The sequence below is a fragment of the Streptomyces sp. NBC_00019 genome (genome assembly GCF_045041015.1).
In the GTDB taxonomy this organism is placed as follows: Bacteria; Actinomycetota; Actinomycetes; order Streptomycetales; family Streptomycetaceae; genus Streptomyces.
On record NZ_CP108302.1, the window covers coordinates 4,691,800 to 4,706,180 of the forward strand.

Here is a 14,381-nt window from a genome sequence, read left to right on the forward strand (position 1 = left end):
CTCAGGCAGGGGCGGTTTCGGGGGTGCGGGGTTCGTAGAAGGTGCCGTCGCGGAGCATGGCGAACAGGACGCTGATGCGTTGGCGGGCGAGGCGGAGGAGGGCCTGGGTGTGGGTTTTGCCGCGGGCTCGCTGGCGGTCGTAGTAGGCGCGGGAGGCGGGATCGGCGTTCATGCAGGCGAAGGCGGAGAGGAACATGGCGCGTTTGAGCTGCCGGTTGCCGCCTCGGGGTGCGTGTTCGCCGTGGATCGAGGTCCCCGACGACTTCGTGGTGGGGGCGAGTCCGGCGTAGGAGGCCAGGTGGGCGGCGCTCGGGAAGCTGGTGGCGTCGCCGACGGTGGTCAGCAGGACTGCGGCGGTCCTGACGCCGACGCCGGGCATCGAGGTCAGGACCGGGGAAAGAGGGTGGGCCTCCAGCAGGGCGTTGATCTGTGTCTCCAGGGCCCGGCGCTGTGCGTGGACGGCGGCGAGCGATGCGGCCAGGGAGGGAATCACGATGTCGAGGGTGCCGGTCCCCGGGACCACGACGGTCTGCTCGTCCAGCGCCTCGAAGACATCGTCGATCAGCCGGGCGGCCATGCGCGGGGCCTTGGGCCGGATCAGCTCGACGAGCCTGCGGCGGCCGGCTTTGCGCAGTGCGGCGGGGGAGCCGTAGCGCTCCAGCAGCCAGGTGACGGCCTGGTGGTCGAGGCGGGGGCCCAGAACGCGCTCCAGGCTGGGGTGGAACTGGGTGAGCAGGCCGCGTATCCGGTTGGAAGTGCGGGTGGCCTCCGCCGCGAGGTCCTGGTCGAAGCCGACGAGGACCGTGAGTTCGGCGGTGATCTCGTCGGTGAGTTCCAGCGAGCGCAGGGTGTGCGGCATGGTGCGGGCCGCGTCCGCGATCACGGCGGCGTCCTTCGCATCGGTCTTGGCCTCGCCCGGATACAGGTCGGCGATCCGCCGCATCGCCAGGCCGGGCAGGTAGGCGACCTTGCAGCCCGCGTCCCGGGCGACCGTGAGCGGGAGGGCTCCGATGGATGCGGGCTGGTCCACGATCACCAGGACGGTGCCGAACTTCGCGGCCAGTTTGTCGAACACGGCCCGCAGTTTCGGCTCGCTGTTGGGCAGCTGCTTGTCGAAGACCTTCTTCCCGGCCGGGGTGAGCCCGTGCCCGTGGTGAGCACTCTTGCCGACGTCCAGGCCGAGGAACACGCCCACGTCTTCGGTGTCGAACATCGCGCCCCTCCAGGGGAGTTGAACGTGCCGGCCTCGGCGGTGGTGTCGTACGCGCGCATCCACGTTATGCAGACCTGCCGCCCGCGAGCTGTCCGGCATTGCGCCGGACCGGGCGGCGGCCGGACCTCTGATCAGCGTCTCCGACGGCACCTCCCGGGCCCGGTGACACCACCCCCCAGGTCATGCCTTCGACAGGGGGACACAGTCATGCCGGGCCCGGAGGCCAGCAGCCCTCTTGCAGGACCGCGGAAAACATAACGGGGGCGGCAACCAGGCTTCCCTGGGGACCGGCCTGACCATTCTGGCTCGCATTGACAGCCGTGTCATGCTGGTAGTTCATAGGTAACCCCCTTCGTGGTGGGGCGTCGCCGCTCTCGCGGCCTGGGAACCTGATGACGGCGACGCCCCCGCCCACCTCTTTGCTTGTGCAGAAGAGGACAAAAAGGGGCCCCACTCCGGTAAGCCGGAGTGGGGCCCCTCAATGCTATTGAGACGGTAGCGAGTTACCGAGAAGTAGGTCAACTCGCCCTACCGCCGCCGAAGTTACTGCCCCTCATCTGCAACTGCACGCATTCGCGGCGAACCCAAACCCTGGGAACTCCCCACTCCTGCAGGGCCTGATCGAAGGCGATTGCTGTGAAGTCCTGGCGTGCACGGAGGGGCAGGTTGGGACGTTCAGACGACAGCGCGGTAACGGCGGCGCAGTAGCGCCAGGACTACGACGGCTGCGAAGGTCATCCACGTTTTGCCCAGGATTTGTCCAGGCAGGTAATCGAAGGAGCCGAAGGCAAGGTGGAGGAACAAGAGGCTGTCGGCGATGAGGCCGACAGTGTTCGAGGCCAGTATCGCGACAAGTAGTCCTCGCTTGCGCAGGGGTTCGTAGACAACGAAGTCCATGGTTTCAGCGACGGCGAAGGCAACCGCTGACGCAGTGGCGAGACTCGGGTCGGCGAGGAGGTAGGAGAGGACAGTGCCTATGGCTATGGCGGCGAGGACGGCGCCTCGGCCGATCGCCTCGCGTGCAAGGTCGCGCAGCACAAGCGCCAGGCCGACGAGGTAGACGCCGGCAGGCGCGACGTAACCGAAGCCGACGGGTACCACACCGAAATGGGTGACGGCCAAGTTGGCGGCCGGGATAGTGGCGATGTAGGCGATGAGCGTGGCGATACCAGCAGGAGCGGGGGCCTTCACGATCTGCTTTCTCTCTCAGTGGTGGGGTGTTGCGCTCGGCTCCCGCGGGGAACGGGCGGTGGGGCGAACGTGCAGACAGTACAGCGCACGGCACTGACATTCTTAAGGCGTCGGTCCGTGCTGCGGTGCTGGGGCAACTGCCTGGTTCGGAGGTGTGCAAGGTCCGCGTGGGGCAGGCGGCGGTGCCGCGCTGAGGAGCTCGAGCGGATCTCGCGATGGCGGGCGCGCCAGGCAGCGTGGCACGTGCCAGCCCGCTGCACGGGTTGCGGGGCGCGTGCATAGCCGCCAGCGGATGCGTCCTGCGGGCTCGGCGGAACCATGCGTCTTGCCGCCGCAGGCGCCGCGCAGGAAAGGGGAGCGGCATCCCCATTCCCGCCCTGCGGCACGTGCGTGGGTTCAGCTGGTGTGGGTCAAGCTGGCGATGGCGTCGTGGCTGTGAATACTTTCCAGATTCTTCGCCCGGATCGCGTGGTTCAGACCCTTTTCACGGCATGCAAGGCTTACATCACGGATGATGTCTTCGACGAAAACGGGATGGTCATAAGCCTGCATGGTGACGACACGTTCGTCGGGCCGCTTGATGAGAGGCAGGACGGGGGCGGAACCGGAACTGCGCAGCAGATCGACGATTCCGTGGACCGCCAGGGGGTAGGGCGCGTCGGCGGTCCCGGTGACCGTGAGGGTGACTTCGCTGCGCTGGTTGTGAGCCCCGTAGTCAGAGATGGCCTTGGAGCACGGGCACAGACTGGTGACGTCAGTCGTCACTGTAGTCGCGACGGTGCAGGCGTCGGGGGTGATCCGGCCGGTGATGGTGACGTCGTGGGTTTGCCATGACTGCCGCTGGCTTGCGGGTGCGGTCACGGTCGTGGCGATGGGCAGAGACAGTGCCATGGTCAGGGCGGGGGCTTCGAGCAGGGTGAGCCCTCGTTTGAGGACGATGGGCAACTCCTGCGGGGCGAGGGTGGCCACTTCCTCGTGTACCAGGGCGATCATGCGGCTCATGTGGGTGCCGCGCCGGTCGGCCTGCAGGCCGACGGTGACGCTGACGTCGGCGATGCCGTGCTGGCGCGTGTGGCCGTCATCGAACGTGACGGGGTAGCGCAGGCCACTGATCCCGACTTCGTCGATGGCGATGCCGCGGTGGTCGGCCTCGTTTTGGATGTCGTGCATGCTGCTACTCGCCTCGGTAGGTGCAGCCGGAGGTGCAGGTCTCGCGCACGGTGATCGCGGACAATTGGGGGAGTTCAATGATCATCCGGTCCCAGATCCAGCGGGCGAGGTTCTCGCTGGTGGGGTTGTCCAGGCCGTCAATGTCGTTGAGGTAATAGTGGTCGAGTTGTGCATCGATAGGCTTGAAGGCCTGCTTGATGTCCCCGAAGTCCATCACCCAGCCCAGCTCCCCGTCGACCGGTGCTTCGACGTGCACGGTGACCTTGTAGGAGTGGCCGTGTAGCCGGGCACATTTGTGACCTTCGGGTACACGAGGCAGGCGGTGCGCCGCTTCGAAGGCGAACTCGCGGAAGATTTCCATTACTGAATTCCCAGATACTTGTGCGTCTGGAGAGAGAGTGTCCAGCGCGGGTTCTTCATGCAGTACTCGACAGCGGCGCGGGTGTGGTCCTCACGGTGGGCGTCATCCAGCGGCTGCAGTCGGAAGTGCCGGAAGTCGAGCCCCTCGAACTGAGCCGGGTCGCCGCCGGCCTGAGGGTAGACCAGTTTCAGTTCATCGCCGCTGGTCAGGACCAGGTCGGAGCCGATCTTGGGGCTGACGCACAGCCAGTCGATGCCGCGGGGAGCCGGCCGGGTGCCGTTGGTTTCCACCGCTACCTCGAAGCCGCGGCCGTGCAGGGCGGCGAGGGCGACCTCGTCCAACTGCAGCAGGGGCTCGCCGCCGGTGCACACCACGAAGCGGTGGGCACGGTCGGTGCTGGGCCAGGCGGCCTCGACGGCATCGGCGAGATCATCCGCAGTGACGAAGCGGCCGCCCCCCTCTCCGTCGGTACCGACGAAATCGGTGTCGCAGAACTGGCAGATCGCCCGGGAGCGGTCCGCTTCCCGGCCGGTCCACAGGTTGCAGCGGGAAAAGCGGCAGAAGACCGCCGGACGCCCGGCGTGGCTGCCCTCGCCCTGCAGGGTGTAGAAGATTTCTTTGATCAGATAGGTCATGTTCAGGCGCTCTGGTACCGGACCGGGTCGGTGACGCCGGCTTCAGCGAAGCCCTTCAGGCGCAGCAGGCACGTGTCGCACTTGCCGCAGGCCTGGCCCTGGTCATCGGGGTCGTAGCAGGAGGACGTGAGGGAGTAGTCCACGCCTAGGCGCAGGCCTTCGCGCACGATGTCGGCCTTCGACATGGCGATCAGGGGGGAGTGCAGCGTCATCCGAGAGGTGCCCTCCACGCCGGCCCGGGTCGCCAGGTTCGCCATGGTGGCAAAGGCGTCCATGTACTCGGGGCGGCAGTCGGGGTAGCCGCTGTAGTCCACAGCGGTGACTCCGGTGAAGATGTCGCTGGCGCCGACGGTCTCGGCGAAAGCCAGTGCGAACGACAGGAAGATCGTGTTGCGGGCCGGCACGTAGGTGATCGGCACCCCGCCGTCCTCGACGTCATCCAGCGACTCGTGCTTGGGGACCTCGATGTCGGCGGTCAGGGCAGAGCCGCCGAAGACCCGCAGATCGATGTCGGCGATGACGTGCCGGGCCACCCCCTGGACCTCGGCCACGCGCTTGGCGGCCTCCAGTTCGATGCTGTGACGCTGGCCGTAGCGGAAGCTGAGCGCATAGGGAGTGAACCCCTGGTCCTTGGCAATGGCCAGCACCGTGGTCGAGTCCAGGCCACCGCTCAGCAACACGATCGCGGGACGGTCCATGCTGTCACTCCCCTATCTGAAGTCCAGTTGCCTCAGCCGAGACAGAGGCAGCCTACCGTCTTAACTAGCGGCTACAGTAACCACAACAACAAACGAGTTACCGAAACCCAGGGGTCGAGCCGCAGTGAACGAGTTGCCCATCGTGGTCACGTGCACGGACCGGAAGGCGTCCCCTCCCGCAGCAGACCTGCAGGCCCGCACCCTGACCGCCGCCAACCTGCCCCAGCGGGCCGAGGAGTGGGCACACCGTCTGCGCACCACACCAAGCCCGCACACGCCGCTGGAGGACCTGTACCGGGGAGACCAGTGGAAACGCGCCCTCGCGCTCACCCACGCTGCATCCCAGGCAGGCTTCACCCCCCGCCTGTATGCAGCCTCGGCCGGCCTGGGCCTGCGTCCAGTCTCCAGCCCGGCCCCCTCCTACGCCGCGACTTTCCTGCCCCGGCACGCAGATTCCGTGGCTTCCTCCAGCGCCCAGACCTCCCAGTGGTGGGATCATCTGCAACGCTTGGACGGCACCCACAACCTGCCCCAGATCGCCGGCACCGCCGGACGCGCCCTCGTCGTGCTGTCCGCGCCCTACGCCCAGGCCATGCACCACGACCTGCTCGCCCTCGCTGATACCGCCACCGACGTCGTCCTGATCGGTGGCGCCACCGACATCGAGGGCATACGGCGCGTGCCCGCCAACGCCGGCCTGCGACACGCCCTGGGTGGCACCCTGACCAGCCTCAACGTGCGCATGGCCGCCTCCTGGCTCGAGCACTGCACACCCGGACGCCTTACCGACCCGCCCGCCCAAGTGCGCTGGGACGACTGGGCCTCCCAGACTGCCCGGCCTGAGCGCTACGACCGCACACCGGTAACGAACGAGACCGTCATCGCCTTCATCAAAGAGGCGAAGAGCACCTACCCCGACGCCTCCCGCACCCGCCTGCTGCGCCTGTTTCGAGACAAGGGGATGGCCTGCGAACAAAAGCGCTTCGCAGACCTGTACACATCAACGATTGGCCGCTGATGACTTCCATCGTGCTGAAACGCAGAGCCTTGCGGATCGAGCAGCACCCCACGATCCCGCTGTACGTGTTCACTCTGGCGGCAGAAGAGGTCCACCAGGTCGCCGATGTCGCCCGGATCTCCCGCGACGAGGCCGGCAAGCTCATCGGCTACCAGCGCCCAGAGAAGAAGCAGCACGTACGGCAGATCCTGGAATACCTCGACAGCGACGAGGTCCTCTTCCCCAACGGTCTGATCATGGCTCTGCCCGCCAGTGTGCGCTTCAAGTCCAGCCCCGGCCCGAGCAGCAGCGACGGCCTGTGCACCTCTGGCACGCTGGAGATCACGCTGCCTGATTCCCCCGACGCCCCCCGGCCTGCCTGGATTGTCGACGGCCAGCAGCGCAGCCTCGCTCTGGCCCGCACCCGCAACACTCGCCTGGCCGTCACTATCGCCGGCTTCGTTGCCGAGGATCTCGAAACCCAGCGGGATCAGTTCCTGCGGGTGAACACGGTCTCCCCCCTGCCGACCAACCTCGTCACCGAACTCCTCCCCGAGGTCGGCACCGCCCTGCCCACCAAACTCTCCGCCCGCAAACTCCCCGCCGTCCTGGTCGAAGCCCTTAACCACGACAAGGACTCACCGTTTTGCGGACTGGTGCGTCGCCCCTCCACCACATCCGAGCAAAAAGCCGACGCCGTCGTCACCGACAACAGCCTCACCACGGCCATCCAGGAGGCCCTCAACTCCCCGTCGGGAGCCTTCTTCCCTTACAAAAACCTCTCCAACAACACCGTGGACACCGCTACCATCCGCCAGATTCTCATCACCTACTGGACTGCGGTACGCGACACCTTCCCTGACGCCTGGGGCCTGCCGCCCACCCGTAGCCGTCTCATGCACGGCGTCGGCATCCGTTCCATGGGACGCCTGATGGACCGCGTGATGATGGCCATAGACCCCGCCTCCCCCCACGCACTGCAGCAGGCTCGCGACGAACTTGCCCTGATCGCCCCGCATTGCTACTGGACCAAGGGGCGCTGGCCTGACCTGAACATCCCCTGGAACGAACTCCAGAACAATCCGCGCCACATCAGCACCCTGTCGAACTACCTCCTCCGTATCTATGTGCAGGAAAAGGCAAAAGCCGCGTGAAATTCTATTTCCCTGACAGTCAGGACTTGGTGAGTCCCACCTACGACTTCATCAACGACGAGTATTCGCCTTACCGGGTCCGCCAGCGCGACGACGTCTATGCCCACCAGGCCGTGACGCCGATCCCGTATGACGGGATTCTCGTCAGTAAGGCTGTCGTTGACGGATCCATGAAGGGTGCAGGGAAATACTCCACTCCGCAACGCGAGCGGCTTTACCGCCTGGGCGTGCGGAACTTCTTCCGCCTTCCCGAAACCTGCTCCACCATCGGCGACTGCGGCGCCTTCAACTATATTGACGAAGAACGCCCTCCGTACGAGGTCGACGAAGTCATCGATTTCTATGGGCGTTGCGGATTCGATGCCGGCATCAGCATCGACCACATCATCTTCGGCTACATCCCTCAAGAATCCGATACGGAACCAGAAGCGGCGTGGGTAGAGCGCCAGCAGATCTCCCTGGAACTCGCCGAGAACTTCCTCGCCGCCGCGATTAAAAAGCATGGCGCCCGCTTCGAACCTGTTGGTGCCGCCCAGGGATGGGGACCTGAAAGCTACGCGCACTCCGTCTCACAACTGCAGAAAATGGGGTACCGACGCATCGCCCTCGGCGGCATGGTCCCCCTCAAATCCCACGAGATCCTGGCCTGCCTGCAAGTTATCGACGAAGTACGCAATCACGGCACCGAACTACACCTGCTGGGCATCAACCGCGTTGACAGCATGGAGCAGTTCGCCCGCCACGGTGTGACCAGCTTCGACAGCACCTCTGTCTTCCGCCAGGCCTTCATGGATGACCGCAACAACTACCACACCGCCACCGGCGCCTACACCGCCATCAGAGTTCCCCAGGTCGATGGCAATCCCGCCCTCAAACGCCTCATCCTGTCCGGAAGTGTCTCCCAGGCCCAGGCCATCACCGCAGAACGAGCCTGCCTACGCGCACTGCGGGAATTCGACCGCGGAGAGAACTCGCTCGAAGAAGTACTGGATTCCCTTGCCGCCTACGAGTCGCTCGTCCTCGGACCGAAGAAGAAGAGCTATCTCGAACTCTACGAGCGCACCCTCAGCGACGCTCCCTGGCGCGCCTGCCCCTGCGCCCTGTGCAAGAAACATGGCGTCGAGATCGCAATATTCCGGGGATCCGAGCGAAACAAGCGCCGAGGATTCCATAATCTGACGGTGCTCGAGGCCAAAATGCGCTCCCTCACCTTCGGATGAACTCCCACTCTTCTTCTTTTGAAATGTCTGGAGATGCAATGGCCGACCGATACGAACTCAGGCTCCCGGCGCTTGAGATCCGTCAGGGCGACAGAAAGATCTACTGCTTTGCCGTCGACGGCAAGAAACTTCACAGTTTCGCCGCGGTTTCCCGCGTGCGTCGCGATGGCGACAGCAACCTCCAGGGCTACCAGCGCCCCGAGGTCCTTAGCCACATCCGCGGCATCCGCCGCTACCTCGAGTCCGACAACCCCATGCTCCCCAACGCCCTGGTTCTGGCCTTCGACGAAAACGTCAGGTTCGAGAGTGGGGCGCGGCGGGCCGCCGGCATCGACTACTCGGTCCCTGGCGAGTTGGTGATCCCTGTCGACGAGTCGCTTGCTGACGAGGACAAGCCCGCCCTGATTGTCGACGGCCAGCAGCGCAGTGCCGCCATCCGTGACGCTGACCTGGTCGAATTCCCCGTCGCTGCCGTCGGGTTCATCGCCGACAACCATGACGACCAGCGCTCCCAGTTCATCCTGGTCAACTCAACCAAGCCGCTGCCCAAGGGCCTCATCCACGAGCTCCTCCCGGAAACCAGTGGCCACCTTCCGCCCGCCTACGCCCGCAAGCGGCTACCCGCCCAGTTGATGACCCGCCTCAACACCGACGGCGATGGCCCCTTCTACGGCCGCATCGCCAGTCCCACCTCACCTGATGGCAACATCAAGGACACGGCCATTCTCCGTATGCTGGAGCACAGCCTTTTCGAGGGCGCCCTCTACCAGTACCGCAACCCCGAAGACGGCTCCGGCGACGTCGACCGCATGGTGCTGCACTTGCGCTCCTTCTGGAAGGTCGTCAAGGACACCTTCAGTGACGCCTGGAAACTCCCGCCCCGTCAGTCCCGCCTCACCCACGGCGCTGGTATCCAGGCCATGGGCTTCGTCATGGACACCCTCACTGACGGCATGGCCGCTGAAGATGTCGACTGCGATGCGGTACGCAACGCAGTCCTGGGCCTGATGCCGATCACTGCTTGGACTTCCGGCATGTGGCGTTTCGCCGATGGTGAGCAGCGCCGCTGGAACGGCCTGCAGAACACCCCCAACGACATCCGTCTCCTGACCGACCTGTTGGTCCGCGCCGTACACAACTGACCTGACCGTTCGCAGTGCCCCGGCTTCAGGGCACTGCGAACGGAGACAATTCGCCCGCCCCGACATCCGGTGGCGGGCGAATCCGTTTTGGGTGTGGCTCTCCTTCAGGGACGTTCCTGATCAGGCCGTGAGGTCGTAGTTGTGCTGGTCGGGGGTGGGGTAGAGGCGTTCGTGTTCGCGGGCGAGGTGGTGTCGCCAGTAGGCGGCGAAGTCGCCGTTGTCGATGAGGGCTCGGAGCGTGAGGACGGCCTCGGCCCCGTCGAGTCCCCAGCGGCTGCCGGTGATGTCGAGGCGGTCGGCGATCAGGTGTCGGCAGGCGCCTTCTACCGCCCTGGTGGTGAGTGTCGCGCGCGTGACTCTGTGCCCCTGGCAGGTATGAGGAGGGGTGGTAGGTGTGGGGGAAGCAGAAGACCCATGTCGCAGGGGGCCCGCTGGCCGGGCCCTGTCCGAGATGCCGGGCAGGGGGAGCGTGAGGGAGACCGTGTTCCCTCACGCCTCTGATGGCCCTGAGTTCTGGTTGTTCTAGTTCTGGTAGACCTTGTCGGTGCCCGGGCCGCCGGAGAGCGTGTCCGTGCCCGTGCCGCCGTGGATCAGGTCGTTGCCGCTGTTGCCGTAGATCTTGTCGTTGCCGCTGTCGCCGTACAGCTTGTCGTTGCCCTTGCCGCCGTAGATGAGGTCGGCGCCGGCGCCGCCGTGGATGACGTCGTTGCCGTCGTCCCCGTACATGCCGAAGTCCTGCCCGGCGGCGGTGCCCGTGATGGTGTCGTTGCCGGTGCCGCCGTGGCACTCGGCGTCGCAGTTGGTGATCGTGTCGTTGCCGGCGCCGCCGAACGGGCCCATGGCCCAAACGCCTCCGCCGCCGTCGAGGCGGTCGTTGCCGTCGTCCCCGTAGAACACGGCGGCGGTGCTGCCCTTGAGGACGTCGTTGCCCTTGCCGCCGTGGATCGAGGTGTACGCGGAGCCGGTGACCGTCGCGGTGTCGTTGCCGTCACCGAGGTCGACGTCATAGTCGTCCGAGTCGTCGGAGCCCAGGGGGGCGGCCACCGTGCACTCGGCGACCTTGTGGTTGGTCGCCGACGGGTAGCTGCACTCGTTCGTGGAGATGGTGATGTCGAACGTGTCGCGGAAGGTGAGGAGGTAGTCCTCACCGAACTGCGAGGGGTCGACGTCGACGACCTTCGCGGTGACCGTCAGGTTGTTGGTCTGTCCGGCCCCGGCTTTGTACCAGAGCTCGCCGTCGGCGTGGACGAGAGAGGCCGAACTCGCCGTGACCGCCTGGGCGGTGGACGCCGCGAACACGCCTCCGCCGAGGGCGAGAGCGAGAGAGGCGGTGGCGGAAATGGTCCTTAACGTGCGCATGCAGAAATAACCCTTCGCGGAATCAGTGATGATCAGGCCCGACGAAGAAAGACGCCGGTGAATTCGTCGTCACCGCAACCGCCGTTCGTCACGGCGGTCAGCGGTCAGCGGTCAGCGATCGGCGATCGGCGATCGAGTCGTGAGGCCGCACCTATGTGCGGGGTTGTTGTTTCCGATCACACGTTCAGACACCGCACCCCGGGCAGGGGTTGTACCGGAATTTCACTCAGTTCTCGCAGACCCTTGGTTTGGCACTGCCACGTTGGTTGGCCGGGTGGGATTGATCTTCTGGTTGATCGTGCTGGAGGGGGTTGTCTGTGGGGTCCGTGTCGCTGTCGTACGAGGGGCATCGGTACCCGGTCGAGGTGATCTCCCACTGTGTGTGGCTGTATCACCGTTTCCCGTTGTCGTTGCGCGAGGTCGAGGAGCTGATGTTCGAGCGCGGCGTGACCGTCTCCTACGAGACGATCCGCCGCTGGTGCGCCAAGTTCGGGCCGGCCTACGCCAACGCGCTGCGCCGCCGACAGCCCCGGCCTGGGGACAAGTGGCACCTGGACGAGGTCTTCATCAAGATCAACGGGGAACAGAAGTACCTGTGGCGGGCCGTCGACCAGGACGGGATGGTGCTGGACATCCTGGTGCAGAACCGGCGTGACACCGCAGCGGCCAGGCGCTTCTTCCGCCGCCTGATGAAGAACACGGGTGCGGTGCCGCGGGTGATCGTCACCGACAAGCTCCGCCCCTACGGCGCGGCCCACCGCGAAGTCATGCCCTCCGCCGAGCACCGCTCGCACAAGGGACTGAACAACCGGGCGGAGAACAGCCACCAGCCCACCAGGCAGCGCGAACGGGCGATGAAAGGCTTCGGGTGCGGCTCTTCTGCAGTGAGCTGGTGATGCCGTGCGCCGTTGCCGTTCGTGGTCGGACGGCGGATCGTCGTGTTCCAGGACGTGGTCTTGGAGGCGGCGATGGTGTCGTGGCTGGAGGAGCTTGATCGGCGGGAGACTGCCGCGCGGGAGGAGATCGCCGAACTGCGGGACCAGATCGAGGAGTTGACCAGCCGTCTGGCTGAGCGGGAAGACGTGCTGTCCCGGCTGCAGATCACGCGGGAGACGATGACCGAGATCCTGTCCGGCAACGATACGGTCTCGGTTGCCGGGGTGGAAGCTGGCGCGGGCGAGGCGGAGATGGAGGAGCCCCGGTTGCCGGCGGGCTCGCCGGTCGGGGTGCGGCTGGTGCCGCAGTGGACGCCCGAGCTGGCCGTGGAGGTGCTGCCGGGTCCGTACCGGGACATCGTCGAGGTTCTCCAGGACGCGGTGCATCCGATGCGGGCGCATCACCTGTGTGCCGCGCTGGGCCTGTCGACGGACAAGAGCAAGGTGGAAGGCTTCCGGTCGAAGCTGAAACGGCTGGTCGAGCGGGGCTGGCTGATGGAAGAGGGGCCGGGACTGTTCACGCCGCGTGAGGCTCTGGCGGCGGGCGGGGATGCGCCGGAGCAGGCCGGGTCCTCCGCCGTGCGCCGCCGCGCCGATGTGGGGTCGGGCTCTCGTCCCTAGCGTCGAAGGTGCCACCCATTCGTCCGCCCGAAAAGCGAGAGCCCGATGACCGCAGGCTATGCGGCCGCCGCGACGGCTGACCCCTTTGACCGAGCCGCTTCTTTCCTCACTTGTCTCATCGATTCCCTCTCCCGTCCCGAAGCTCTGCTCCTGCCCCATGAACGGGTGGAGGAAGACGCCGAGAACGGGGCGAGGGAGCTGGCCCGCCTCCTCCTGCAGGGCCACTTCGACCTGCGCGCCCGCCGGGAGGAAGCCGAACTGTCGGCCCTCGACACCGGCGGCCGGGCCCAACTGGCCGCGGGCCGGACCCGGCTGGAGAAAGGCCACCGGCGCCAACTGGCCACCGTGGTCGGGCCGGTGACGGTCACCCGGTGCGCGCTGCGCGCCCCGGGCCTGCCCAACCGCTATCCGGCCGACCAGGTGCTGGGGCTGCCGCGCGAGCGGCACAGCCTGGGACTTCGGCGTCTGGTCGTGCTGGAAGCGGTCCGCGGCTCCTACGACCACGCCCTGGAGGCGATCGAACGCCGTTCCGGGGCGCGGGTGGTGGGCAAACGCCAGGCCGAACAGCTCGTGCGGGCAGCCGCGGTGGACATCGCGGCCTTCTATGCCGCGCGCACCCCTGACCCGGCAGCGAGCACGACGCTGCTGGTGCTCAGCGTCGACGGCAAGGGGATCGTGATGCGCCCGGGGCATCTGCGGGAGGCAACAAGGAAGGCGGCGGAACGGGCGACGCGCACGTTCCGCACCCGTCTGTCCGCCGGGGAGAAGACCTGCCGCAAGAGGATGGCCACGCTGGCCGTCGTCCACGACGCGGATCCGGCCGTGCGCCGGCCGCACGACATCATCGCCCCGCCCGGCGGCCGCACCACCCACCGCACCCCGCGCAAGGGGCCCAAGGCTCGCGCGAAGTGGCTCACCGCCTCGGTGGAGCACGACGCCGACCAGGTCATCGCTGCCGCGTTCGACGAGGCGGAAGCCCGTGACCCGCAGCACCGCCGGTGCTGGGTGGTCCTGGTCGATGGTGCCGAGCACCAGTTGGAGTTGCTCCACGCGGAGGCCGCCCGACGCGGCGTCACCATCCATGTCGTTCTCGACATCGTCCACGTGATCGAGAAGTTGTGGGCAGCCTCGCGGTGCTTCCACACCGCCACCGATCCGGACGCCGAGACCTGGGTCGGCACCCAGGCCGCCCGGATCCTGGCCGGCGACGCCTCCGGCTCCGTCACCGGCATCCGTACTCAAGCCGACCGGCTGGGCTTGTCCGCAGATCAACGGGCCGCAGCCGACCGGGCCTGCCGCTACCTGGAGAACAACGCCGCCCATCTCCACTACGACCAGGCGCTCCGGGCGGGATGGCCGATCGCCAGCGGCATCGTCGAAGGAGCAGCACGTCATCTGGTGGCCGACCGGCTCGATATCACCGGCAGCCGGTGGACCGTCCCCGGAGCCGAAGCCGTCCTGACCCTCCGGGCGCTCATCAGCAACGGCGACTTCCCGCAGTACTGGACCTTTCACACCCGCAGAGAACACGAACGCCTCTACCCCCGGCCCGACCAGCACAACAACGAACTCCCGGCCTGACCGGCGAGCTCACCGCAGAAGAGCCGCACCCATCCGTTTTCAGGGCCGCAGTGGCCGACTGCTCGTGCGGTGCTGTCGCCAGCGTTCCACCGTCGTCACAGCCC

The 14,381-nt window shown here is 66.5% G+C and carries 13 protein-coding genes and 2 pseudogenes; 7 read left to right on the plus strand and 8 right to left on the minus strand.

Annotated elements, in window-relative coordinates:
• Position 1: 1 nt before the first annotated feature.
• The 6 genes from OHU89_RS21980 to queC form a co-directional block, all read right to left on the minus strand.
• The gene (locus tag OHU89_RS21980; protein ID WP_405645211.1) at positions 2-1,213 is read right to left on the minus strand and encodes an IS110 family transposase; all 1,212 of its coding nucleotides are present in this window, start codon (positions 1,211-1,213) and stop codon (positions 2-4) included.
• A 675-nt stretch (positions 1,214-1,888) separates the two neighbouring features.
• Complete coding sequence (locus OHU89_RS21985) at positions 1,889-2,404, minus strand: VUT family protein (protein WP_405645213.1); 516 nt, start codon at positions 2,402-2,404, stop codon at positions 1,889-1,891.
• 396 nt (positions 2,405-2,800) lie between these two features.
• Positions 2,801-3,574 carry a GTP cyclohydrolase I FolE2 gene (locus OHU89_RS21990; protein ID WP_405645215.1) on the minus strand — a complete coding sequence of 258 codons (774 nt, stop codon included), beginning with the start codon at positions 3,572-3,574 and terminating at the stop codon, positions 2,801-2,803.
• A 4-nt stretch (positions 3,575-3,578) separates the two neighbouring features.
• Positions 3,579-3,935: a 6-carboxytetrahydropterin synthase QueD gene (gene queD, locus OHU89_RS21995; protein ID WP_381497890.1), complete on the minus strand. Its 357-nt coding sequence runs from the start codon at positions 3,933-3,935 to the stop codon at positions 3,579-3,581.
• Positions 3,935-4,570: a 7-carboxy-7-deazaguanine synthase gene (gene queE, locus OHU89_RS22000; protein WP_405645217.1), complete on the minus strand. Its 636-nt coding sequence runs from the start codon at positions 4,568-4,570 to the stop codon at positions 3,935-3,937. The genes queD and queE overlap by 1 nt, the downstream gene beginning before the upstream one ends.
• A gap of 2 nt (positions 4,571-4,572) precedes the next feature.
• A complete protein-coding gene (gene queC / locus OHU89_RS22005) occupies positions 4,573-5,268 on the minus strand; it encodes a 7-cyano-7-deazaguanine synthase QueC (RefSeq protein WP_266701356.1) in 696 nt (231 codons plus the stop codon).
• Positions 5,269-5,392: 124 nt separating this feature from the next.
• On the opposite strand from queC, the gene OHU89_RS22010 reads away from it, so the two are divergent.
• Genes OHU89_RS22010 through dbpB (OHU89_RS22025) form a run of 4 tightly spaced genes read left to right on the plus strand, consistent with a single transcriptional unit; the run spans position 5,393 to position 9,781 of the window.
• Positions 5,393-6,286, plus strand: a complete 894-nt coding sequence (locus tag OHU89_RS22010) for a hypothetical protein (protein ID WP_381497886.1) — start codon at positions 5,393-5,395, stop codon at positions 6,284-6,286.
• Positions 6,286-7,419: a DGQHR domain-containing protein DpdB gene (dbpB, locus tag OHU89_RS22015; protein WP_381497884.1), complete on the plus strand. Its 1,134-nt coding sequence runs from the start codon at positions 6,286-6,288 to the stop codon at positions 7,417-7,419. The genes OHU89_RS22010 and dbpB (OHU89_RS22015) overlap by 1 nt, the downstream gene beginning before the upstream one ends.
• Positions 7,416-8,639, plus strand: a complete 1,224-nt coding sequence (dpdA, locus tag OHU89_RS22020) for a tRNA-guanine transglycosylase DpdA (RefSeq protein ID WP_381607475.1) — start codon at positions 7,416-7,418, stop codon at positions 8,637-8,639. The genes dbpB (OHU89_RS22015) and dpdA overlap by 4 nt, the downstream gene beginning before the upstream one ends.
• A gap of 38 nt (positions 8,640-8,677) precedes the next feature.
• Entirely contained in the window at positions 8,678-9,781 is a 1,104-nt protein-coding gene (gene dbpB, locus OHU89_RS22025; RefSeq protein WP_405645219.1) for a DGQHR domain-containing protein DpdB, read from the plus strand.
• A 120-nt stretch (positions 9,782-9,901) separates the two neighbouring features.
• Here dbpB (OHU89_RS22025) and OHU89_RS22030 read toward each other — a convergent pair.
• Positions 9,902-10,123 (minus strand): annotated as a pseudogene (locus tag OHU89_RS22030) (ISKra4 family transposase); the annotation flags it as partial.
• 180 nt (positions 10,124-10,303) lie between these two features.
• Positions 10,304-11,140 carry a calcium-binding protein gene (locus OHU89_RS22035; protein ID WP_164410128.1) on the minus strand — a complete coding sequence of 279 codons (837 nt, stop codon included), beginning with the start codon at positions 11,138-11,140 and terminating at the stop codon, positions 10,304-10,306.
• A 317-nt stretch (positions 11,141-11,457) separates the two neighbouring features.
• On the opposite strand from OHU89_RS22035, the pseudogene OHU89_RS22040 reads away from it, so the two are divergent.
• From OHU89_RS22040 to OHU89_RS22050, 3 genes and pseudogenes are all read left to right on the plus strand, one after another.
• Positions 11,458-12,006, plus strand: a pseudogene (locus OHU89_RS22040) (IS6 family transposase); the annotation flags it as partial.
• A 42-nt stretch (positions 12,007-12,048) separates the two neighbouring features.
• The gene (locus OHU89_RS22045; RefSeq protein ID WP_405645221.1) at positions 12,049-12,696 is read left to right on the plus strand and encodes a hypothetical protein; all 648 of its coding nucleotides are present in this window, start codon (positions 12,049-12,051) and stop codon (positions 12,694-12,696) included.
• 45 nt (positions 12,697-12,741) lie between these two features.
• Entirely contained in the window at positions 12,742-14,277 is a 1,536-nt protein-coding gene (locus tag OHU89_RS22050) for an ISKra4 family transposase (protein WP_405645223.1), read from the plus strand.
• The last annotated feature ends 104 nt before the right edge of the window (positions 14,278-14,381 follow it).

Bases quoted from the DNA above. Each gene is read 5' to 3' on its own strand.
- OHU89_RS21980 (WP_405645211.1), bottom strand. From the start codon at position 1,213: ATGTTCGACACCGAAGACGTGGGCGTGTTCCTCGGCCTGGACGTCGGC.
- OHU89_RS21990 (WP_405645215.1), bottom strand. From the start codon at position 3,574: ATGCACGACATCCAAAACGAGGCCGACCACCGCGGCATCGCCATCGAC.
- queD (WP_381497890.1), bottom strand. From the start codon at position 3,935: ATGGAAATCTTCCGCGAGTTCGCCTTCGAAGCGGCGCACCGCCTGCCT.
- queE (WP_405645217.1), bottom strand. From the start codon at position 4,570: ATGACCTATCTGATCAAAGAAATCTTCTACACCCTGCAGGGCGAGGGC.
- queC (WP_266701356.1), bottom strand. From the start codon at position 5,268: ATGGACCGTCCCGCGATCGTGTTGCTGAGCGGTGGCCTGGACTCGACC.
- dbpB (WP_381497884.1), top strand. From the start codon at position 6,286: ATGACTTCCATCGTGCTGAAACGCAGAGCCTTGCGGATCGAGCAGCAC.
- dbpB (WP_405645219.1), top strand. From the start codon at position 8,678: ATGGCCGACCGATACGAACTCAGGCTCCCGGCGCTTGAGATCCGTCAG.
- OHU89_RS22035 (WP_164410128.1), bottom strand. From the start codon at position 11,140: ATGCGCACGTTAAGGACCATTTCCGCCACCGCCTCTCTCGCTCTCGCC.
- OHU89_RS22050 (WP_405645223.1), top strand. From the start codon at position 12,742: ATGACCGCAGGCTATGCGGCCGCCGCGACGGCTGACCCCTTTGACCGA.